General features: G+C 23.6%; 16 protein-coding genes and 3 pseudogenes. 8 read left to right on the forward strand and 11 right to left on the reverse strand.

What is annotated here, in order from left to right; genetic code table 11:
- Positions 1-418: 418 nt before the first annotated feature.
- Positions 419-4,240 carry a class I SAM-dependent DNA methyltransferase gene (locus tag BBIDN127_RS07750; RefSeq protein WP_014024052.1) on the reverse strand — a complete coding sequence of 1,274 codons (3,822 nt, stop codon included), beginning with the start codon at positions 4,238-4,240 and terminating at the stop codon, positions 419-421.
- 169 nt (positions 4,241-4,409) lie between these two features.
- Between BBIDN127_RS07750 and BBIDN127_RS08015 the strand changes: the two genes are divergently transcribed.
- From BBIDN127_RS08015 to BBIDN127_RS08035, 4 genes and pseudogenes are all read left to right on the forward strand, one after another.
- Complete coding sequence (locus BBIDN127_RS08015) at positions 4,410-4,532, forward strand: transposase (RefSeq protein ID WP_411431081.1); 123 nt, start codon at positions 4,410-4,412, stop codon at positions 4,530-4,532.
- Between the two features lie 254 nt (positions 4,533-4,786).
- A complete protein-coding gene (locus tag BBIDN127_RS06255) occupies positions 4,787-5,617 on the forward strand; it encodes a complement regulator-acquiring protein (RefSeq protein WP_014024053.1) in 831 nt (276 codons plus the stop codon).
- A gap of 196 nt (positions 5,618-5,813) precedes the next feature.
- Positions 5,814-5,951 (forward strand): annotated as a pseudogene (locus tag BBIDN127_RS07605) (complement regulator-acquiring protein); the annotation flags it as partial.
- Between the two features lie 781 nt (positions 5,952-6,732).
- Positions 6,733-6,789 (forward strand): hypothetical protein, encoded by a 57-nt coding sequence (locus BBIDN127_RS08035; protein WP_456264112.1) that lies wholly within the window; start codon positions 6,733-6,735, stop codon positions 6,787-6,789.
- A gap of 18 nt (positions 6,790-6,807) precedes the next feature.
- Here the strand turns inward: BBIDN127_RS08035 and BBIDN127_RS07725 are convergent, their stop codons facing one another.
- A complete protein-coding gene (locus tag BBIDN127_RS07725; protein WP_158306833.1) occupies positions 6,808-6,975 on the reverse strand; it encodes a hypothetical protein in 168 nt (55 codons plus the stop codon).
- Between the two features lie 259 nt (positions 6,976-7,234).
- A pseudogene (locus tag BBIDN127_RS07995) lies at positions 7,235-7,400 on the reverse strand (phosphorylase family protein); the annotation flags it as partial.
- 260 nt (positions 7,401-7,660) lie between these two features.
- Between BBIDN127_RS07995 and BBIDN127_RS06260 the strand changes: the two are divergent.
- Positions 7,661-8,503 (forward strand): S2/P23 family protein, encoded by an 843-nt coding sequence (locus tag BBIDN127_RS06260; RefSeq protein ID WP_014024056.1) that lies wholly within the window; start codon positions 7,661-7,663, stop codon positions 8,501-8,503.
- 1,430 nt (positions 8,504-9,933) lie between these two features.
- Here the strand turns inward: BBIDN127_RS06260 and bptA are convergent.
- The 7 genes from bptA to BBIDN127_RS06295 form a co-directional block, all read right to left on the reverse strand.
- Positions 9,934-10,554: a virulence-associated protein BptA gene (gene bptA, locus BBIDN127_RS06265; protein ID WP_014024058.1), complete on the reverse strand. Its 621-nt coding sequence runs from the start codon at positions 10,552-10,554 to the stop codon at positions 9,934-9,936.
- Between the two features lie 12 nt (positions 10,555-10,566).
- A complete protein-coding gene (locus tag BBIDN127_RS06270; protein WP_044055022.1) occupies positions 10,567-11,076 on the reverse strand; it encodes a hypothetical protein in 510 nt (169 codons plus the stop codon).
- A gap of 697 nt (positions 11,077-11,773) precedes the next feature.
- Positions 11,774-12,355 (reverse strand): chromosome replication/partitioning protein, encoded by a 582-nt coding sequence (locus tag BBIDN127_RS06275; RefSeq protein ID WP_014024060.1) that lies wholly within the window; start codon positions 12,353-12,355, stop codon positions 11,774-11,776.
- A 16-nt stretch (positions 12,356-12,371) separates the two neighbouring features.
- A complete protein-coding gene (locus BBIDN127_RS06280) occupies positions 12,372-13,130 on the reverse strand; it encodes a ParA family protein (protein WP_014024061.1) in 759 nt (252 codons plus the stop codon).
- Positions 13,106-13,669: a DUF226 domain-containing protein gene (locus BBIDN127_RS06285; RefSeq protein ID WP_014024062.1), complete on the reverse strand. Its 564-nt coding sequence runs from the start codon at positions 13,667-13,669 to the stop codon at positions 13,106-13,108. Before BBIDN127_RS06285 ends, BBIDN127_RS06280 begins: the two co-directional genes overlap by 25 nt.
- Before the next feature lie 9 nt (positions 13,670-13,678).
- On the reverse strand, positions 13,679-14,752 hold the full coding sequence (locus BBIDN127_RS06290) for a plasmid maintenance protein (RefSeq protein ID WP_014024063.1): 1,074 nt from the start codon (positions 14,750-14,752) through the stop codon (positions 13,679-13,681).
- Positions 14,753-15,313: 561 nt separating this feature from the next.
- Positions 15,314-15,892 carry an isochorismatase family protein gene (locus BBIDN127_RS06295; protein WP_231012370.1) on the reverse strand — a complete coding sequence of 193 codons (579 nt, stop codon included), beginning with the start codon at positions 15,890-15,892 and terminating at the stop codon, positions 15,314-15,316.
- Positions 15,893-16,815: 923 nt separating this feature from the next.
- Between BBIDN127_RS06295 and BBIDN127_RS07845 the strand changes: the two are divergent.
- Together BBIDN127_RS07845 and BBIDN127_RS07850 are read left to right on the forward strand one after the other, a co-directional pair.
- Positions 16,816-16,998, forward strand: a pseudogene (locus BBIDN127_RS07845) (ParA family protein); the annotation flags it as partial.
- Positions 16,999-17,410: 412 nt separating this feature from the next.
- A complete protein-coding gene (locus BBIDN127_RS07850) occupies positions 17,411-17,539 on the forward strand; it encodes a plasmid partition family protein (protein ID WP_233421658.1) in 129 nt (42 codons plus the stop codon).
- 4,377 nt (positions 17,540-21,916) lie between these two features.
- On the opposite strand, the gene BBIDN127_RS06315 is transcribed toward BBIDN127_RS07850, so the two are convergent.
- Complete coding sequence (locus BBIDN127_RS06315; protein WP_014024073.1) at positions 21,917-22,645, reverse strand: virulence associated lipoprotein; 729 nt, start codon at positions 22,643-22,645, stop codon at positions 21,917-21,919.
- A gap of 172 nt (positions 22,646-22,817) precedes the next feature.
- Between BBIDN127_RS06315 and BBIDN127_RS06320 the strand changes: the two genes are divergently transcribed.
- On the forward strand, positions 22,818-23,024 hold the full coding sequence (locus tag BBIDN127_RS06320) for a hypothetical protein (RefSeq protein WP_014024074.1): 207 nt from the start codon (positions 22,818-22,820) through the stop codon (positions 23,022-23,024).
- Positions 23,025-23,029: the final 5 nt, after the last annotated feature.

Genomic DNA, 23,029 nt, shown 5'->3' on the forward strand with positions numbered 1-23,029 from the left:
TTTTATAGTATAAATACATTTTGGACTGACTCTAAATAACTCTAATAACTCAACATTTAACTCAAAAATCCTAAATTTTAATACAAAAATTGAAATTTTTAACTTGTATTTTTCAATAATAGTAAACTTTAACCTGAAAATCTCAAACTAAAATTTTTTTTGACTTTTCTAAAATAGAAATACATATACTAATATGTTAGTACACAACTTTTTTTAAAAAAGCAACCCTGCCAAACAGAAAATTTTTTTTAGAATAAATTCATTCGAATTTATTCTAATTGGTTTAAATATTACACCACTCTTTTTATCCAAATTATCTATTTTAAAAATCTTAAGCAATACCTTAATTCTTTTATTTTTCTAGATAATTTCTCAAATTTAAATCTTATTTTTTATTTTTTCTACTAACTTATTTATGTTAAAAAATTTTATTATTTAATAAATAATTTTCATATCCTTTTATTAAAGACGAAATATAGTCTTCTCCTTTTTTATTTTTTAATGCCTTAAAATCACTAAGTAAAATGATAAAATCTTCTTTAGTTAATGAGTAAAGACTGGCTACAATAAAATTGTTTTCATTTTCTTTTTCTTTAAAAAATTCATCTTCTTTATCTAGTTTCAGTATTTTATTAACTTTTTCTTTGCTAAGCTCAAAATGTTCTAAATAAAGTAAATATTTAAAGTTCTCGGAATCATTTTTAGCTATCATTAAAGAAGTGTTTTTCACAAGATTTAAATATAAAGAATTACTTAAAATTTCTTTTTCTTCAGGTTGAGGCATGGAACATTGATATAAACATGGTTTTAGTACATTTGAGTTAACAAATCTTCTAATCATAAAGTCAAATACAAATGTGTTAAAAATAGATACAATAAATAATTTTTTATAAATAGATATTGGTATTTTCTCATAATTTACATATATTGAATTTACACAATAACAATTTCTAGGGCATAATGTACTAATCATGGTTCTTTCATCTGTGTTTCTTGCAATACCTCTATAGAACACTCTTTCAGCTTGAAAGTGATTATCTTTAGTTAATGCTTTTTCTAAGTTTTTTTTATCTATCCACAGCAATTTAGAACTTTCTTTTGCGTCTTTATCTTCAAAAAATCTTGAATTAAATTGATGAATATTAGATCCGGAATAAAGAAATATAAAGTTTTCATTATTATATTCTTTATAGAATGCTTTATAAATTGTTAAATTTAGTCCTTGTTTAAAATCAATATACTCTTCACTAAGAGTGCTAAATTGACTAAATATTTTGTTAATTAGACCAAATTCTTTACTATCTTTAAATTCAATAATTGACTCTTGAATAGGAGATAGTTTTTTAATTTGACCTATATTTAATTCAATTCCTTTATAAGGATCATATTTGCCATCTTTTAAATCTTTAGTTATTTCTTTTAAAATATTATCATTGTTCTGAATCATGAATTTTGCTTTAAAACTTGATGTAGGGATTTTAGTATTACTAAGTTGAAATATTGCAAATTTAAAACTTGAATGCACATCTTTAAATCTTTTTTTATTTTCAAATTGATAAATATAATTAAGTTTATAGTTAGCAAATATATGTTTTCTTAATGTTTTTGAACTAAATTCACTCCAAAAGCTTGAAGGAACCAAATAGGTTAAATTGCCTTTTCTTTTTATTAATTTTAGATTAAATGCTACAAAGTATCTAAAAAGATTGGAATCACCACCACTGGTAAAATCTTTAAAATCAAATTTATAAATATTGTTAATAGCGCTTATACTGTTTTTTTCTTCGTTGTATTCAATATTCAAAGGATGATTATCTTTACTAAGTATTTCTTGCTTTATTTTATTTTGTTCTTTTATGCTTAATTTTCTGTAACCAGGAATGTGTTTTGAGAAAAACTCTGCTTCATTAAACTTAGTTCTCTCCCATGGAGGATTTCCAATTACAATATCAAATCCTTCCTGAATATCTGGAAACTCAATTCCATAGTGAAAAAATTTATAGTAGCTGCTCAATTTTTTAATTTTTTCTATTTTTTCCTTATCTTCACTAGAAATTTTATTGCCCAAAATATTTTCAATTAAACTAATTACAAATGTAATATCACTAAATTCTATATTCAAAGATTTGTCAAAAGATAATGAATAAAGTTTAATTAGAGAAAATATTATTTTTAAGTTATCTATATCTTCACTTTCTTCATATTCTTTGTATATCTTTTTAGATTTTTCTATATCTTCTTTAGTAGTATCATTAATACCTTTAATTTTTTGATAGATATCTTCTAAAATAGTTGTAATTTCCTTAATTCTTTTTTTAAACAAAGAAAATCCACTTTCAAATTTCTTTTTTGTAATATCAAAAAATTCGTCTTTGGTATATCCCAAGAGAGCATTTCCTACTTTTATATGATGTTCAATAAAACTTAGTGGTGTTCCAAAAATAAAAGTATTAATCCATAAACTTAACATGGTAATTTCAATTGAAATGGGATTAATATCAACACCATAAATACACTTCTTTAGTAACATCCTTTTAAGTACTAACTCTTTACTTATACTATCCTGAACATCATATTCTTCGCTTTCTTTAAGAATAGTCCTATATTCTTTATCAAGCTCTTTTTTTACATCTTCAAATTTATCTAGCTGATACCATACTTTTTCTGTTAAGTAATCTAAACAAGAAATTAAAAAATGACCCGATCCACAAGAATTATCTATGATTTTTATATCCAAAGGAGATTTTGTTTTAAGCTGTTCTTCAATTGACGATGTGACCATAAAATCAGTTAAGTCATCAGGAGTATAATATGCTCCACTTTTCTTTCTATCAAGAGATCTAGATGTAAGATATATATTGCCTTTATAGTAGGTAGCAACTTTGTTTACTTTCTCGTTTTCAAGCTCTTCTTCAGTACGAATGAGATAAGCCGTCCCCCCTTCCTCAAGAATACGATGAACAGTAGTATCTGCAATTCTTAGGTCATATTCAAGCAAAGTTTCATATAATTCTCCAAAGCTTTTAGGATCTAATTTTGAATACTCTACAAATTTTTCATTTTTAATATTTTTTTCTTCAAAGAATAGTATTTTAACTAATATTTCTTCAAGTTCACTAATACTGAGTAAACTTTCATTATTTAAATATTTAACCTTATCTTCTGCAAATAATCCTCCATTAAATATGGGAAACTTTATTGCATCACTTCCTTTATCAAGTAAATTGAAAATTGTTATTATTTTTTTATATCCTAATTTCTTTTTTGTATTTTCATCATAAAAAAAATATCTAAAAGATATAGAAGATCTGTATAGCTTGTTTTCTTCCAATATTTTCTTAAAAATGTCGTTATCTTCAATATATGCAATAAAAAATATTCTTAAAATAAAGATAATTGACTCCTCAAGTATCTTATCTAAGTCAAGCTTAGTAATTTCTTTGTCCGATACTTTAAATTCTTTATCATATATATTTTTTGCAATTTTAAATACTATAGAGTTGTCGGGTTTCTCATAAAGTATCTCTCTTAGGGTTTTTTGAATTATCTCTTTTTCTTTAGCTATTTGTTCTTTTTCAACTTCTATTACATTGCTTGTCTTTAGATATCTCTCTTTTCTTATAAGGTAAATAAATAAAACAAACCATTCTTGTTCTTCATATTCTTCTTTTTCTGCAATTTTAGAAAAATCAAATTCAATATATCTTTTTTCGCCATAAAGTACTTTCGATTTGTCATATAATCTCCACACCTTTCCATTTGAAAGTATCCCATAATGTTTTTGATATTGATTCAAATATCTATATAGCTGATCTTCTGCCTCTTTTACTTTATCTTTAGTATTAAAACCAAATGCTGGACGCTTAATTTCTGCTATAAGCAAGATATTTTCAACAGGAATGGGTTCATTATTTTTTTTAGCTTCTTTTACTTTATTATTAAAAGCTACTTTGTCTTTATCATTTTCAAAAAGTAGTATATCTATTCTAGACTCTACTCCTTCTATTTGCCCAGCTTTTTGTTGTTCTACTGAATAATTTAGCTCTTCAAATATAGACTTTAGCAAAGACTCTATATTTGCTTCTGTTGAATTGTCGTCTATTGAAGAAAGTTTGTTTTTTATAAGAATAAAAAGGTCTTTTAGTTTATTAGTATTCTCCCTTTTAATAAAGTCTTTTGATAATTGTTTATAAAGAGATACATTAGGATTGTTTGTTTTTACGATATCATTAGTTTTCATTATCTATGCTTTATAAAAAATCCATTTACATTGTTTACAAATCTTTTCCATATATTATTAATACTAACAATATATTCTAAAAAAATTAAGTTTTTAATTAAAAACTTAATTTCTAGATAAATCGGTTGACAAAATAACTTTTAATAAATTCAACAATGATAAAGATCATATTCATTTATTACTAGAATTTGCTCCCGATATACACCCTTCTAAATTTATTAATACTCTAAAAACAGTAACTTTAAGATTTATAACAAAAAAATATTTTACTTATTTAGACAAGTATTACTAAAAACCTTATTTGGTCTAGGAATTATTCCCTTTTATTTACTAAATATGACCCTATTAATATCGTCAAAAAATATATCAAAACCAAAACAAATCTATTTATTGGCAAATTCATATCCACCAAAATTTCATAGAAATTATAGATGGAAAATTCTTTGTTATTTTTTGGCATATTATTCAATAATATTATTAAATTGTAATATTATTATTTTGCATTAAAATTAATATTTATTAGTTTAAATTTGTAAGGAGAATATTTTGAAAAACCCTAAATTAAATAAATCTAAGCTTAACATTATTACAGCAATATTAACTTCAATTTGCATATCATGTGCACCTTTTGGCAATATTAATCCAAAAAAGCTAAAAAATACTACCGCCTCTAACAACCTAAAAAAAACAACGCGAAGCAACAATTCTAGAAATCTAAAAAAAACAAACAGTCACACCAATTCAGAAAATTCAGCAAAAAATAACCAAAATTTTGAAAATGAATCTCAAAATTCAAAATCTTCAAATCAAAACTCCCAAGAACAAACTACAACCTCAAAATTAGAAAAAATTGGCAAGGACCTGGAAACTCAAGAAAAACAAGACAATATACAAATAGCTAAAATTGATACAAAATATGATTTCCTAGAAACTTTCAAACTTAAAAATGGTGATTATTTTATGCATAATGCAAAAATGCACTTAAAAAAAATAATTTACTCATCCTTAAATTACGAAAAAGAAAAAATATTGACATTAAAAGAAATTCTTGAAAAACTTGATAAAAATTCTGCAAACCGCACAATAGCTGGCAAATTCCTTGAAACATCAAAGTATATTCAACTTAAAATAGAAGGTAGACATTTAAACAAAATACAAGATATATTACAAACTCTAAGCAAAGAAAAGGCCAAAGAATTACTACAACACACAGAACAGGATTTAAAGATAAAACAAAACTTTGTAAAAGCTTTAAACGCAACTATTGAGGCTTACAATAAAAATTCTGGCAACATTAAAACAGATAATGCCGCGCTAGCAAACCACATAAAGGAGAAATACTCCCATCCTCTTTATCTACTAAATCAAGCTGATTAGTCTAAACAAAAATTAATAAGTTACACTTGATATTTTTTTAAAAGAGAAGTTAATTCTTCTCTTTTTTTATTCGTAAAATCTAAATCCACACTAAAAACATGCAATAGAAATTAAATTTTCAATATCAAATAAATTTACTATTGTTATTTTGAATTAAAATTAATATTTAGTAATTCAAATTTATAAGGAGAGCGTTTTGAAAAACTTTAAATTAAATATTATTAAGCTTAACATTATTACAACAATATTAACTTCAATTTGCATATCATGTGCACCTATTGGGAAGGTCAATCCAAAGCCAAATAGTAATACCAATCCAGAAAATAACAAAAATTAGAATTTAGAGAAGCTTTTCGTATAAATTTTTTATAATTTTTAGGATTATACTCATTGGCAACTATGTTCAATATTTCTAAAATGGCTATAATAAAAGGAATATTGAAATTATACTATGTAAGCTGACGATGCACTTTCCATATCTATTATAATTGCATTTTCAAATTCTTCAAAAATATTTTGGATATATTGATTTTCATAATTAATAGATCGGTCTTCCAGTAATTATTAACCCTAAATGTAATATTGTCCCGCCTATCTTGATTTAGAAGCCTTTATTGCAAATGTTTATTTGATATAAATTTTTTAGGATGTTCTGGAGCCTGTCCTATTTAATACTTAAAGGAATTCAAAAAACATATACAAAGCTAAAAATTATCTAAAAAGCAATTTTTCATACTACTGTTCCAGATGGTATAAAAATAAAAAATGATTTAAGAAACTATAAAGCTTATCTTTTAAAGTTCTTTAAATCCACAAAAGCTTTGCTTTAAGCTCCGATATAAATATAGAATATGGGGAAGGAAAGTACCAATAGTTAAAATTATAGCTTTTGAGTAAACTAAAGAGGGTGAAAAAATATAAAGTTAAAAGCCCAAAGTTAATTTCTGAAAGATCAAATATTGATTTTTATCAATATAAAATTAGTATTGCTCTAATTGGGTAAAGGGGGCTTCAAGAAAGCCCGGGCGCATTAATTCATATAATTTTGGGGGTTTAAATGACGATTTAAAAAAGCATTTGTTAAATTCCTCTACAAGAAAAGCAAATGTAATTATATGCTTGCGCATCTTACTATACAAGATAAACAAACTAATGGGGATAAAACCTATTGAATTGCATTGAGTCTAAAATTATTTCATTGTGGTTGTTAGTACGGATGTTTTAAATTTTTTTGATATTTTCAATATCATTAAAAAATTGTTATTTTTTGCAATAAGCTGTAATGATATTTTTACTAAAAAAGGAACACTTTCTAATCTAAAATTGAGTGCAGTTGAACGCTGTATTTTAGACGACATAAAAATAGTGATCATGAATTAAAAAATAATTTATTTGAAAGTTATGATGAAAAAACTTGGACGAGTTTTTTATGAGTTTGGAATCTAACCCTTTTTTATACAATTTTTTAGCTTGTGTTAATATTACAATTTTTTAAACTCTTCTTGAATCTTTTCAATTTATTAATTGAAATTATGTTCATGCATATTATATAAATCTTGAAAGTTTCTAAGTCTAATACTGAATATTACGATTTATTTTTGGTTATCATATATTTTTTTAAAAAAATTTATTATATTCAACCTCATTAACTTCTTTATTTAAAATATCGGTATGGCCCAATAACTATAAAATGGATATTAAACGTATGTGCAACATACCCTATTGCGATACCTTCCATCTCAACAACTATTACATCTTTAAAGTTTTTTATAATTTTGTTCATCTATTTTAGATCAATAGTTGTAAAAACTTATCGACACAAAAATAATATAAACAATAAACATTTTTTACTTGCATATTGCTCCATAGAGCAAAACATAATAAAATACAATATTTATAATATTTTCTACAAATTCTAAAAAGTTAACAGACTGGTTGATGTTGATCCACAGAATTTTTTGTCTTTTACTTAATTCTTTTTGTGATATAATGAAAAAATATTTTATAAATCCTTGACTTTGATCAAATTAATAGAGGAATTTTATGAAAAAAGACATACGTATTTTGAATATATTTTTATATGTACCATTATTTTATTCGTGTTTTTTTACGCCACCAAAATCTTCAAAAATCAACAGTATCAAAACTGAGGTTTTTGATTTTAAGATAGAGGAGGATATTACAAAACATAATAAAACCCCAATCAAAGAGAGCAATGAAAATACTTGTCTTTCTTTTAAAGACCCCGAATTAAATGAAATAAAAGAAGGAGAGGTCTTTGAAATACTTGCAAGTGGTTATGTTACATGGGCAAAATCTGGAGACTTAAGGGTTTTAAAAGATAAAAATAACAATTTAATTGAAGATCTTAGAGAACTTAGGTACTCTTATATTTTTTCACCCATTCGATTCAAAACTTTTTTTAGTTATAGTTATAGCATTAATGACAATAACTATACAATATTCAGACAAGAAGTACCTATAGCTAAGATAATAGCATTTGAATCAACTAAAGAGTTTGAAAAAAAATACGAAGTCATAAGTTTAAAATTAAATTCTGAAGAATCGAATATTGATTTTGAACAAAATAGAATTGGTTTAGCCAAAATTAATTTAAAAGAAAATTCAAAAGAACCTAATTACATTTATTCATATAATTTTGGAGTTTTTGACAATTCCTTAGCAGATTATTTTAAGTTCTTTTACAAGAAAAATAACTGCAACTATATGCCTGCATATCTTACTATAAAAGATAAACAAACCGATAAAGATAAAACCTACGAAATCACATTAAATCTAAAGCTATTTAATGATACTATTAGATTAATATTTGATAAATATTCAAATTTATCAAAAGAAAAATTAAAACTTTTTATTGATGAATGATAAAAACTGAATAAGAAAAGCAAAGGCAAAGAAAATGGAAACAAAAATCTTTAAAAGTTTCTTAAGCGTTATGTAAAATATTTAATTTAAATATAATAATATATGCCTAGTTTTTTACAAACTTAAAAGGAACTGGAATATAACATAGAAAACATATCACAATTTATTTTCTAAACAATAAAAAAATTATTACTTTTGAACTTTAAATTACTTGCTAACGGATTTAAATAAATTTATTTGAACTAGCTTTTTTATAATTTTATTGTTTATTAAATATCCTAGTTTCTTGCTTTTTACTGTTTCAGTAATATAATTTGCTTATAATTTTTTCAGAATGCACAAACTCGTTGCAAAGAGTTTGTGCATATTCTTCAAATTATCTCTACTTACATTTAAATTTTTTTGCTTTTCTATTATTTTACCAATTAATTCTTTTAAGTTCTTTTTTTTAGATTTAGTTTTATTTAACTTTCTCCCTATATAACTAATGCTATTTTTAAAGCAACAATATATCTTCACCTTACCATATTATTTTTGTTAAGTGTTACTAATAATTATCTCAAATTAAAAAATTTCTTTGCTTATAATTATTAGGAAACACATAACAAATAAAATAAATCAAACTTTTATTTATGTAAAAATTAATAAATGCTAGTATAGCAATTCTTAATTAATATTTTAATTAAACACCTTGTTTTTATTGGTGCCTATATGTATTTTATGAGAATGATAGAAGGACATTAATTTTACAAAGTTTTTGAAGCTCAAGGAATCCTTAAAAACAAGTTTAATTATAAAATCATAAAAATCCATTAAAATACAAATTTGGGGCTTTTAAATGCTTATATTAAAATAGGAAATATAATAATGATTTCAGAAGATTCCTTAAAATATTTAACACTTAGCTTGGTCTTGTTTAAAAAACCGAAAAATATAAAATAGAAATAAAAAAAGAAATTCAAGAAAAAATGCCTAAATTTAGAGAATTAATCAAAAAAAGATAAATATATTGTTTATATAATGGATGCAATTTTAAAAACACCTATCTCCTAATTCTAAAAACAGAAAACTTTCTCCTTTATGCTACAGAAATAAAATTTTTAACAACAATTATTTTTATTATTTCGGCCCTTTTTTCTCAAATTTTTATTGTTCCAAAAAGGTAACAATAAAACGAATAATCTAGAAAAAGTAGCCAATTTGTTATTTAAAAACTTTAAAATTTTTTTGCAATGCATTTTAAATTCCAAATTGCTTTTGCATAAATAAATAAACTTCTCCTTGCGCAAATGAAAATCCAAGCCGATTACTAAAATATTTCTTAAAAATTATATTCAGCTAGCCCAGATATCATTTACTTTTCATGCTGAAAAGCATACTCTTGAATACTGGAATTAAAAACACACTATTTTTAAAATTTTCAATTTAAATTAAAGATTGTATTTTGGCAAAAAATTTTCTATATCTATTTTATACTCTCTATCTTCATTAGAAATTAACATAATCTTTAATCGTTTTAATTTTTTGATTTTCTTAAAAAACCCTTTAGAAATAGTAACGCACAAGGTATTTTTTACTACAAAAGGAAATTCTAAATGAAAAAACTTTTCATTTATATTCGGATCACCAATGTTAAAATCTTTTAATTGCTGCCATTTCTCACTTGGCAAATTATTTTCATGCTTTGAAACTTTAGCATCTTCAAATCCTTCAAAAATTACACTTTTAAAACCTAAAATTTTGTTGTCGTGCACTTTAAAATCAAACTTATAAACGGTAGATAACGCTCTATAAGCATCTGCACGATAACCTGTCGCTTTCATCATCTTTTTATGCTCAAGCTCAGGAATTATAAGCCGTGATTTTATAAAAACCAATTCTTTCAAATTACTATCTTTAAAAAGATGTGTATAGGTTTCATCGATAACAACATTATCTTCAAACTTTTCAACAATTTTATTATAAATAATTTTGTTTTCTTTTTGTTTGTAAAAAAAGAAAACAAAAAGAAAACAAATTGATAATAACCCAAAAAATAATATTTTCCTCATTAATAATCTATCCTATTTATGAAAAATCATATCAAATGCACTATAAAAATGCACACTATTTTCCCTGCTTACCTTGAAAAAATACTTTTTTTTCTCATTATTTATCTCATCAAAACATTCAACGTATACATCAATTCCATTTTCTTCTGCCAACTTTCTTATTTTATTCATTTTTTCACTGTGCTCAAAGAAACTCATATCAAAATTAAAATAATTAACCTCGTCAATAAAGCGAGAGCGAGCATTGATTGGGTGATCTATCACAGAAACACCATTAATATACACCTTTTTAAATACAATCTCTGTGCTATTTTTAATTTGTATTTTAAAATCTAAATCTATATATCCTTCATGACAATGTCTTAAAATAAAGGATCCAAATTGAGTTTTTAATTTAAGAATTAAACCGAAATCATATCTATTACTATCATTTAAAATAACAACTTCTTCAGATGCTGCACTAGAAAAAATAAAACTGTTGGAAATTAATAAAAAAAATAATAATAATATTATCACTTTCATACCTTTTATTATTATAATATTCTAAAGAAGAAATAAATAGGAAAAAAATTTTAATTTCTCTTTTTTAAAACTATTATTTCTAGATCAAAGATTATAGAAATAATAGTTTATTGCTTTATCCAATGATAGCAGCTTATAGGATCTTTTTTAATATCGGCCTATCATCAAAAGAACATAAATCATAAAAGCTTTTTAAAGCTATCTAAATCCTTTATTACAAGGCAATAATTTATGGTAAAAATAATTAAAAAAACCTCTATTTTTGAGCAAACATTTATACGGATTGATTTGAAAAGTCAAATGCGTAATTCTAACACTGATAAAAATCTTTTATAAATAAGTTTTTTCAATATCGATTCTTTTGTGATTTTATATCAATAATAATAAAATCACATAGGGCCTAACCATAAATACTCTTAAAGCAAGAATACTTATCTTAAGCCCTATAAATAGACATCGACCAAAGTTAAGGATGCTTATAGTTAATAGCACCACTTGCCAAGAGTATACACTATTATAGTGTTAAAATCAATACGTTATTCTCAAATAATATACATATTTATTTATAAATAATCTTTTAAAGAATTTACTTAACTTTACTGATTATTTTTCTAACATTTTCTGATTAAAGTCAATACTTTATTTTCCAAAAACCATAATTTTATATTATGCACATAAAATTATCTATATTTAATTTTTAATTATATTTTTTACACTCCTTATATTCTTTCATAATTTCATTAAGCAATTCTTCTTTATCTTTAAGTAATTTTTCTAGCAAAAAACTAGTAAATCTTGCTTTTGATTTGTAATATATGTATGCATTTTCTGTTTTAAGCTGAAATCTTAATGGCCTGATAAAATTTCGATTGGATTTTTTAACTTTCCCCCCTTCTTTATCCTTTAAAAAAAATAAAGAATTCTGTATACCGTTTTCGATTATGTATTTTTCCTGAACTAACCCTTCTTCTATGGCATTTGCCATTCTTAAATATTCATAAGCCTGGCTTTTTGCTATTTTGTAATTCCTAGTAAACATTTCAAAGTTTTGATAGCCATCTAATTTATAATATTCTTTATCTTTAATCTCTTTTAAGATCTTCATTGTTTCTATTTTATTGTGAATTTCTTTTTGGAAGTTGATTATTAGCCTTTCTTTTAAAAATAGAAATCGTTCCATTTTATCTTCATCACAATTAATTTTAATTTTCTTTTGATTTTTTCCAGTATTAATACGATCCTTTATTTTTATATTCATATGTTTTAATTTTAAACTCATTTTATTTCCCTATATATTATGAAATTAAAAATTTTTTTGACAACTGAAAAAATTTTTCAAGTGTAATCTCATATTCTTTTATATAATCTTTATTTAAATCGAAAGTATCGTTCTCTGCTATCCTTTTGTTCAAGTCTTCACGTTCATGAATAACGCCTAAAAAATTATCATCTCTGCTTATTAATTCCAATAAGTGTTTATAAGTATTGTTTTTCTTAAAATTAGTTACCATTGGGAAAATCGGTATTTTCAATTTTAATCTTTTTAGAGCAAATTCTAATAATTGCATGCTTTCTACCGACCATTTTTGAGCAGTCATTGGAATTATTATATATTTGCTTACAACTAGCACGTTTGTTAAAATAATTCCTAAACTAGGACTAGTATCTATTATTATGTAGTCGTATTTATGTTTTAATAGTTTCAAACTATCTTTTAATCTTGTTTCTTTAAACGGGATGTTATCGTCATAGAAAAGGTATAAATATATATAACTGGGTAATATGTGTAAATTATTGTTTAATCCAAAGGTGGAAGAATTTATGTTTTTTTTATCTGCTAATACTTCGTAAATGTTTTGTTTTGAAACATCTACCCCTTGTTCTTCCAATAGATCTGAAAAATAACTAGTGGTTGATGCTTGTGGATCGGCGTCAATTAGAAGAACTTTATATTTTTTAGACAAGAGTGTTGAAAAAATAATAGCACTTGTACTTTTGCCAACACCTCCTTTAATTGAGCAAATCGCAATTATTTTAGTGTTTTCTCTATCCATTTATTTACAATTCCTCCATCTGGTAATTCTTTGCAATAAAATTCATACACTTTTTTTTCTAATCTGTTTAACATGTCAATAAATGTTTGAAAATATTTTTTATTAATTTTTTCTCTTTTGATTAACCTAGCAAGACTTCTTAAATAACAAAACACACTGCCTTTTTTAAATTTAAATTCTATATAATATACTTTGGAAAATGTATATGATTTTAAAGTGCCATTGATTTTGTATTTTATAATAATGTTTTTTATAGGTTTTCTGTATCCATAGAAAATTCCTATAAATTTGTCATTTTCTTTTGTAGAGAATAAATTGAGTCCTTCTAATTTTCCTTGATTAAATAATTCCCTAAAAAGAATCAAAAATTTGTTTTTTTTGTATTTGTTTATTTCAAATTTATATAGATCCATTAGCATTTTAGTGTGATATATTGCTCTTTCATTGAGAATTTCTTTTTTGATGAAAATTTCTGGCTTTCTGCTTTTTTTTATTATTTCTTTTTTTTTGTTTTTAAGCTTTTCTAGTACACTTTTCATTTCAAACTCTTAATTTATATAGCTATTTTTATAAATATTTTGTGATTCTATTAGTTTAATAATTTCATTATAGTATTGATTATTAAATATTTTTTTGTATTCAAGTTTATTTTGTTTGTTTAAGTATTCTTTAATTTTTGACCTTAAATTTGTTGTGTTGGTTTTGTTATGTAATTGATCTAAAAGTATGTTATATATGTTGGTTTTCATATTGTCTTTATGTTTTTGGGATTCGGTTTTATTAGTATTGTCCTTTATCTTTTTTATAATTTGATCGAAATCTTTATATTTATTGCTTTCTAATATGAAATGGGGTTTATTTTTATATTTTTGATATGTGTTTTGTATTTGGGTTTCTATTTTTCTTTGGTCGTAACCCTCTTTTATTAAATTTTTTTGGGCTTTTCTTAATATTAAGATTAGATCTCTTTTTTTGTTTTGAGGTGTCTTTTGTAAATTGCAATTGTTTTCTTTTTTGAGATAGTATTTTTCTTTGATTATAAATTTAAAAAGTTTTATGGTTGTTTCTTTTTTTAAGTTAAGACTAATAATAAAAGAAGAAATCTCATTATCGAAATTGCATTTTTTTGCATATTTTTTTAGTTTAAGTTTATTAACCCTTTTTTTTCTTTCGGTTTCTCTTTCTTCTTTTATATATTTATTATTAAGACACTCCCCATTTTTTACATTGTCCTTTTTATCGTAATTTATTTTAATGTATGCATTAACACGTCTTTGAAATCTTTCTGTTTTTTTATTCCTAAAGTGTTGGTTTAGTAGATTATAGCAGTCTTTTTTAGAATACCTAAGAGCATAGTAGATTTCAGTGCCCATATTAATACCTAGATGTCTATAGTAGTTAATAGTAATATTTAGCTTTTCTAGTTTATAGAAGTAGTTTCGAAGCGTTTTGATTGAAACTTCTTTTTGCCCGTTGCGCCTTAAGTTGCTGTTAAAACAATAAAGGATGTCTGATTGGTTGTATTTTTTTTTGTTTTTATTAATATACTCAAGTGTCGCAATTAAAGCAATTAGCTTGTGTTGATATTTACTTTGTATTTGTAGGGATTTGTTAACCTTCACTTCTGCCTCCTCAACTTCGGATGGTTTTTATACACTCTTACATAATAAAGCAATTTTTCAGATAAGTAAAGTTTATCACTAAAAAATAAAAATTTTTTATATTGTGAGCCGGTTAAACAGTTGTTATTGGAATTGAATTCTTAAAAGATTTTATTGTATCCATAGACTGTACATTTGGCATTAGAGAATTGTGTCGGTGGCGTTATTTTTAGCATTTTGAGATGGATATTTTTATATGATGCATGGGGGAAGTATTTGAGTTCTTTATCATTCTTTTATTATATTTAAATAGGACATTCGAAGTGGTATTATACAAAGGATAAGTAATATTAAGTTGACTTGTGTTAATTACAGAGCTTTATATGATAGAGATATAAATGTAACTATGAATCTTAAAATTCTTCTTACTAAGAAATAAAAACCAAGGAAAGGGAGGCTTTAATTTAATATAAAGGCTATTCTTTGGTGAATAAACTTTTCTTATATAGCTTAAAACTATCATGGAATGATAGTTTTAATTGTAAATATTAGTTTTCTAATTAAATACTATTGAATGATTTTTTATATATTAAGCTTACTTTGGCTGTCGAAGATGTCCTTGGAGAAGCAAGTTAATACATTAAGTTTTTTGAGTTCCTGAATTATTAATTCAGGAGTAGCCGTTATGCTTCTTGTAGCATCTGTTATTAGATAAACTTGAAATCCCAAGTTAATTGCATCAAGTATTGTTTCTTTTACACAAAAATCCAATGCTAGTCCTGCTATAAACAATGTATTGATTGAATTGTTTTTCAGATAAAGCTGAAGGCCCGTTTGTTTTTTTTTAGTGTAATCATCATAAAATCCACTGTAACTATCGTAATATTGATCGGTCCCTTTAAAAAAAACTTTTTTTATTCTTTTTTTATTTAGATCATTAGGAAACTCTGATCCCCAAGTATTTTTGACGCAGTGCTCAGGCCAAATGCCCCCATTTTTATTATTAGAAAAGCTTACATGATTTTTACAATGCCAATCCTTGGTGGCAACAATGTTTTTGAAATAATTTTGAAGTTGGTTGATCAAATAAATTATTTCATTACTATTAGATACTGGTAAAGCGCCTGATTCTAAAAAATCATTTTGTATATCTATTAAAATAAGTGCACTATTTTCTGTTATTTTAAAAATAAAATCCTCCTTAGGAGATATTTAATAACAGAATATGCTTCTGCTATATTAGGCAATATCCCTTGATATAACTTTTGTCAATAATTATTTATTTGGGATCAATATGGTAATTAGTTTTTCCTTAAAATTAATTAAATTAAAAAATAAAACTCATCTTTAGTTTTGGTTTTATGATGATTAATATTAAGATCTACATTAAAATCATTCATAGAAAAAACAAGTATTCTAGTAATTATGCTTTATTTTATAAATACTTTCCCTAAATATAATAATATTACAACAATGTATTATAACAATATTAATTATAGTATAATATTGAAAATTGTTTACCATATTGTGTGGTATTAATAGGGTAAAAAATCTTAGATATGCTTGTTGTTTTTTTAGTAAAATTGATTTATGATGCTCCTTATATAAGGAGGATTTGGACATTATTAAAAATGTTTAATTTAAATTGGCGCATTTTTATCATTGGCAATATAAATTTTAACAAAAAAATAAAATTTAACAGTTATAATAAAGCCCTAATAGTAAGTTATTTGCCAATCTAGCTAAGTTAAACTATTAAAGGATTTACAAAGTTACAATAAAAGCATGATAAAAAAAGTTTCTTAAAGGGCAGTCAATAAATACAATAAGTTTTTTAAAAATTTTTTGGAGATTGGCTTAAAAAATTAAAATTGCAAGAGCACATGTGTTGCTTAATGTGTGATATTTGCAATTATTTGCCTGGGCTTATTGAAAAATATAGTAAAAAAATATATGTATACATATATTTTTAATAAAAGTGATTTATAAAAATAAAAAATAAAAAAGAGAAAACGAAATTAAAAAAAAAAGAATTAATAAACTTAAACTAAAAAATATGCAAAAAAATGTAATTTTGGTAATGAAAACACTTATTGGAATTAATAAGCGGTGATGATAATTTTTTAGGCGTTATTCATGAACGTGAAGACTTGAACAAAAGGATAGCAGAGAACGATACTTTCGATTTAAATAAAGATTATATAAAAGAATATGAAATTACGCTTGAAAAATTTTTCCAGTTATCGGAAAAATTTTTAACTTCATGATAAGTAAGGAGATAGAATGAGTTTAAAATTTAAATATATGAATATAAAAAATAAAGGATCTTATTAATACTAACAAAAATCAAAAGAAAATTGAAATTAATTTCAATTAAGATAAACTGGAACAAGTTCTCTTCATTTAAAAAAGACTAATAATCAACTTTTAAAAAGAAATTCACAATAAAATAGAAACAATGAAGATCTATCTTTAAAGAAATTAAAGATAAAAAATATTATAAATTAGATGGCTATCAAAACTTTGAAATGTTTACTAGGAATTACAAAAAATAGCAAAAAGTCAGACTTATGAATATTTAAGAATAACAAATGCAATAGAATAAGGACTAGTTTGGGAGAAAGATATAATCGAAAACAGCATACAAAATTCTTTATTTTTTTAAATGATAAAGAAGGAGTGAAAATTAAAAAATCCAATCGAAATTTTATTAGGCCATTAAGATTTCAGTTTAAAACATGGAATGCATACAAATATTGCAAATCAAAAGCAAAATTTATTATTTTTTTTGTTAGAAAAATTACTTAAATATAAAGAAAAATTGCTTAATGAAATTATGAAAGAATATAGGGATTGTGAAAAATATAATTAAAATTAGTATAGATAATTTGTGTTAAGAATATGAACCTATAGGATTTATCAAATATCTTATTCAGATAAGGTATTTGATAAAAAACAGGGAATTTCTTTATTTATAAAGTAGTTATTTAAATCATAAAATGTCAAAAAAATCGGGATAGTAAAATAAAAAGTAAAAGATGATTTATAAATAAATATGTATATTATTTGAGAACAATGTATTGATTTTAGCACCAACAAGATTCATTTTCCAAATGATATAAAAGTTTTTATAAATGAGCTTTTAGATCCTTCTTCAAAAGAAGGCTATTATAAAGAGGCAAAAGAAACTTTGCAAAATATTTTTTATATATTGGATAGTAATTAAAAGTGGTTTAGTCTACCCAATAATTTATATGAGATAATAAAGTATATTAAGGATATGTGCTTTATTAATGAAAATAAAAATAAAATATTTTATTTTAATAAAAAAATTGGAAATACCGCAATTATTGATAATTTATCGAATTTAGATGCTAATAATATAGATAAAAATTAATAATTTACAAAGATTTAAAAGAGCAATTGAAAATGAATTTAGAAAAAGAAATTGATAGTAAAATTCAAAAAATGAAAATTCTATATGAAATTTAAACAAAATAACTTTATAAATATGATTGTTTTAAAAGTTTTTCTCAATTTGTAAAGCCTTTTGTATTTGTTAAAGCTCAAGCTTATTTTTATTTAAAACTTTGTCAAAAGTTTTGGAGGGTAGTTTTATCTATTGATAAAATTAGGGAATTAGGATTTAAAAATATAAAAAAATACATGTTTAGAAAAAAAATTATTAAATTTTAATAATCATATAAGTAAATTAAATAATAAGAATATTTCTATTAGAATTTTCATGAGAGATAAAGAAGTATGTGAGTTTGTAAAAAAGAGATAATAATAGTAAATTATATTTTTAAGGAGCTTTTTAGAATAGAAAAGATGTTTTGCTTGATATTGTAACTAAATATAATAATGAGAAAAAATAAAATACAAAATTTTGTTTTATAGTGTGTGTAATGAAGATTTAAAATTTAATGTATCTATTAATTTTATTAATGTATTTTTATTGCTAGTTGTTGTAAAGTTAAATTAACTTATAGATATTTGAGCTTTGTATTTATATTGGTTTTTCTTTTTTACAATTTTATTAATAAATGTTTATTTTGATAATGCTTTCATAATTTATGTTGCAAAAAATTATTCCAACTTTCTTTAATAAAGAAGGAATATCTTATATTTTTATTGTTTGCATTTAATTGTCTTTATTGTGATCTGCTTTGGTGATTTTGGAATTTGTGCTCTGGGGGGGAGCAGTTTTTTGGGCTTTATTTTTTTGCCTTATAGTGTGCAATGTAATTAAATTGTTTTTAAGTTTTATATATGTAAATATAGGTCTTTAATATATTCCTAAAGCTTGGTGGGATAATTATGAGGAAAATTACTATGTCTGTTATTTTTATACTAATAAGTTCTTATAAACATTATATAAGTTGTAGATATATAAAATTTAGAATAAGATTTTAAAAAACAAGCTAAAGAATTTTTAGATTTTATAGATACAAAAGAAGAGATAAAAGAGAAATTAATTTAAGATGCCAAGCAGAGATACAAGAGAAATCTAAAAATCTGATAGCTCAAAATATTGTTGAAAATCTAAGATTAGAAGCTAATGGAAAAGGAATACAAGAATTAGAAGAGATTGAAAAAGAAATACAAAAAGTAAAATAAAATTTAAAAAAGAATAACTAAAAGATAAAGAAGAGTTATAAAGATAAATTAAAGTGTCTTGAAGATAGTTTGAAAGAAGAAAAAAGATGTTAGAAAGAAAAAATTTTTATTTTAATTGATTAAAAACTCGTTATTATAAAGAAACAGCAAGCAAGAAATAGAAAAGGATATGAGCATAAAAATGTAAAATTTGTTTTAGGCTTTGTATATAGAATTTTATAATTCCTAAACAACCTCCCAATAAAACAATTATTAGCTTGTTATAAGGGTTTTGGGATATTTATTTCTAGTTCTATAAACAACACAAATTTTACTATTTTTCTTAAGTAGCTTTTTGCAAGAATAACAATTTTTTTATTATTAAAAGCTTTTGGGGGTATCATTTTGATTTCCTTAAAAATCAATTTTTTTATCTAAAAGTTTAAGATAAGGTAATTATGTCTTTGCTTAAATTTAATGAATATTTTAAGTATAGGTCGGTATTTAATAATTATAAAGAGGTAACATCGTATTTAGTAGTAGGGTTTTTGTGATAAATATTTCTTAAAGAACTTAGATATTTAATAAATGATTGAATTATAAAAGCCAGTTTAAATAAATTTAATAAAGCAATCCTAAAGTCAAAAGTAGACTTCTAAAACACACCATAATGAATTAACAAGTTTTTAAATTTTTTTAACTTGTTGTAAAATTTTTGTTTTGAGTGTTATTATGAAAAATATCCTTTCTTATTTAGAGTTAACTGCTATTGAAATTTGTGTTTTAAGTGGTATGAAAATATGGTTATTAATAAGATAATGTTGATAGGGTATATATCGATTTATCAACGATTTTAGAAAATAAAGAAACTATTAGAATTAAGATTCTAATCTTAATTCTAATAGTTTAGATTTAATAAATCTGGCTAATGGTGTATAGATAAAAATTTATAATGTAATTAAAGAAAATATTTATAATAATAATTTTTCTACCAATGAATTTTCAGACTCAATTTCCCAAACTATTACTTATGGACTTTTTATTGCCAGACTTAATAATAAAAATAATGAAAAATAGTTTTTTATAATATTAAAAAGTGTATACTTTTGAACTTTTCGCTTATAAGAAATATATTAAAATTAATTGGTGATATTGAGACAAATAATGAATACAATAGCCCAAGATAGATTTATAATTCGATTCAAAAAATAATAATGAATATATATATTGAATTTAGTTAATGATTATAAAAAAATAGAAAATAAGTCTATAAATGAAAAAAATTTAGGCCACTTGATGATGACCGCACCAAGTTTATTAGATTTGCACGACATAGAATTAAGAATTCTAACGAAGGTGCTAGGCATCATGACAAACAAAGGATACCTTGACAAGGTGGCATTCAGAGTTATGAGATACTACCTCTGAAAAACATTTGATGAAATTTATATATTAAATTTACACGATAGTTCAAGAAAGAAAAAACGGATGATGGCAGCATAGGTTAGAATGTATTTGGCATTCAGACCGGAGTTGCTATTGCTATTTTTACTAAATATAAAGATGGACTAAAAAAAGCAAGCCGATTAAAGTATTTTACAAAAGTATTAAAGGTAAAAGAAAGAAAAAATATGAGTTTTTAGGAAAAAACAATATCTTTACTGTTAATTTTTAAAAACTTGAATACAAATATCCTCATTATTTTTTACTAAAAAGATTTTTCAAATAAAGATATTTATGACAATGAGATTTTTTTAAAAGATATTTTCAATAATTTTAGTATTGGCGTTCAAACCAAATAAAGCTAAAATAGCTAATTGACCATACAAGAGAAAAGCTTTTAAACAAGTTTAAGAATTTGCATATTCAAAAGAAGAATATGCTATAAACAATTGTAATCTAGGTAAAGAATCTGTATTTTGGAAGTTATTAGATGTTTTGTTTCAAATAGATGCAGTGACAATCTATGTATTTCCTCTTTATATAAAAGAAGATCAAAGTGTATTTAAAGATTTAATAAAAGAAAATTTTAAAATTCCTTTTAGGAAATTTATTAATACAAATTGTATCAAAAAAAGTTTACGGGAAAAAGGTTCTAGAGGTGTCTGTTTCTATAGATAAAATTTAAAGAATAGGGCTTTAGAGGAATACAAAGACAGTTAAAAGAGAATTTATCAAACGTAAAATAAAGAAAATTTGCCTGAAGCAAATAATAGAAAAATGTCTGTTAGAATTTTAATAAAAAACAAAGGTGGAAATTTAATAAAACCTAAATTAAAATCTGCTTAGCTTTTACCTAAAGTAACAATATCCCCATAATACAATAAAAATCAAGCATTGGGTTTTTTCTTTTTGTTTTCGTTTTACGAATTTTGTAAAGAAGATGCTAAAAGAGCTTATTTTATTTTTGAAAGATTATTTTTCATTAAAAAAAGAAATCTTATCAGATTTAATTAATAAATATGAAAATTACAAAAGAAAATTACTATTTCTAAATCAAAGATTATAGAAATAGTAATTCACTATTAAACCTATCCTTTAAAAAAGGATAGGTTTTTACATAGTATTAATTCCAATAACATGACTTTAAAGGTTGCTTATTGATAATATGTTATTTTTCAGCTTTGTTGCTTGGGAACTTTTTTTTTCAATTTGCTTGTAAAGTTCCGTTAAATGAGATTCAAGCTTAGCAATATCTGTTTCTGTAGAATTTATATAATCTTTATAATCTAATAAAAGCTGTTCTAACATTTTTGAGATATCTGTTTTTATAGATAATAATTTTTCCAATGAATTTTTAAGCTGTTTTAAATCTGAAACAGCCAGGGCATCTAGAGCATCCTTTTTAGGATATAAGTGATTAATTGCTGTATCAAAAGTGCTTCCAAGGTTGCAAAAGGTGCCAAATAGGAGGGTTTTTTGTTTTGATTGAATTAAAATCTTTGAAAGATTTGCTAATTTATTGATATTAATAGAATTTAAAGTAGCATAAGTGAATTTTCTATAGTTTTTAGATCTCTCAGTATTATCCGCTACCGTTTCATATGATGCTATCCAATAAATTTCTTTGAAAATTGATATTCCATATTGGTTTGAAGGTTCTTCTTCTAATTTTTTTTCATATTTTTTTCTATCTGCGTTAGCTGTTTCTATTAAATTTTTAAAATCATCAAGTAGCTTATTTTTTATTTGTTTATTAGGGATTTTTTCTGTTTTTAATCCTTTTTTAGAATTATTTTGATTGGTATTAGAATCTGGATTGCAAGCATTTAAAAATAGAAAAATAAATATACTTACGATTATATGGTATTTCATAGATATTCTCCTTAATTATAATATAATGCAATAATAATATAATTAAATAATTAGTATAAAATATCTAATAATAAGAATATTTTTATTATTAGATATTTTATACTAATTTTGATTTTTTAATGTTAGTAATTCGATAATTGTTGCTATAGCAATTGTTTTGAGGAGGAATGGAATGGCTAAAGATAGCCAGCTTACTGTTAGCAGTGGAGAGAATGACACGGTTAAAATTGCTGTTGAAATTGGAGTCACTAAAACTTTGGTAGTATTAATAAACGTATTAAAATATTCTTTTGGCGTAATTATTGAAAACTTACTAAATGAAGTAAGAAAAATCCCACTTCGGTTTAGTGTAGATGTGGAACAATATGGATATCAATAATTTGT

The organism is Borreliella bissettiae DN127 (assembly GCF_000222305.1).
GTDB classification, from domain to species: Bacteria; Spirochaetota; Spirochaetia; order Borreliales; family Borreliaceae; genus Borreliella; species Borreliella carolinensis.

What these genes read in the sequence shown, in the direction of transcription:
- BBIDN127_RS06260 (WP_014024056.1), top strand. Translation starts at nt 7,661, where the DNA reads ATGAAAAAAGACATACGTATTTTGAATATATTTTTATATGTACCATTA.
- BBIDN127_RS06285 (WP_014024062.1), bottom strand. Translation starts at nt 13,669, where the DNA reads ATGAAAAGTGTACTAGAAAAGCTTAAAAACAAAAAAAAAGAAATAATA.
- BBIDN127_RS06280 (WP_014024061.1), bottom strand. Translation starts at nt 13,130, where the DNA reads ATGGATAGAGAAAACACTAAAATAATTGCGATTTGCTCAATTAAAGGA.
- bptA (WP_014024058.1), bottom strand. Translation starts at nt 10,554, where the DNA reads ATGAGGAAAATATTATTTTTTGGGTTATTATCAATTTGTTTTCTTTTT.
- BBIDN127_RS06270 (WP_044055022.1), bottom strand. Translation starts at nt 11,076, where the DNA reads ATGAAAGTGATAATATTATTATTATTTTTTTTATTAATTTCCAACAGT.
- BBIDN127_RS06320 (WP_014024074.1), top strand. Translation starts at nt 22,818, where the DNA reads ATGGCTAAAGATAGCCAGCTTACTGTTAGCAGTGGAGAGAATGACACG.
- BBIDN127_RS07725 (WP_158306833.1), bottom strand. Translation starts at nt 6,975, where the DNA reads ATGTCGTCTAAAATACAGCGTTCAACTGCACTCAATTTTAGATTAGAA.
- BBIDN127_RS06275 (WP_014024060.1), bottom strand. Translation starts at nt 12,355, where the DNA reads ATGAGTTTAAAATTAAAACATATGAATATAAAAATAAAGGATCGTATT.
- BBIDN127_RS07750 (WP_014024052.1), bottom strand. Translation starts at nt 4,240, where the DNA reads ATGAAAACTAATGATATCGTAAAAACAAACAATCCTAATGTATCTCTT.
- BBIDN127_RS06315 (WP_014024073.1), bottom strand. Translation starts at nt 22,645, where the DNA reads ATGAAATACCATATAATCGTAAGTATATTTATTTTTCTATTTTTAAAT.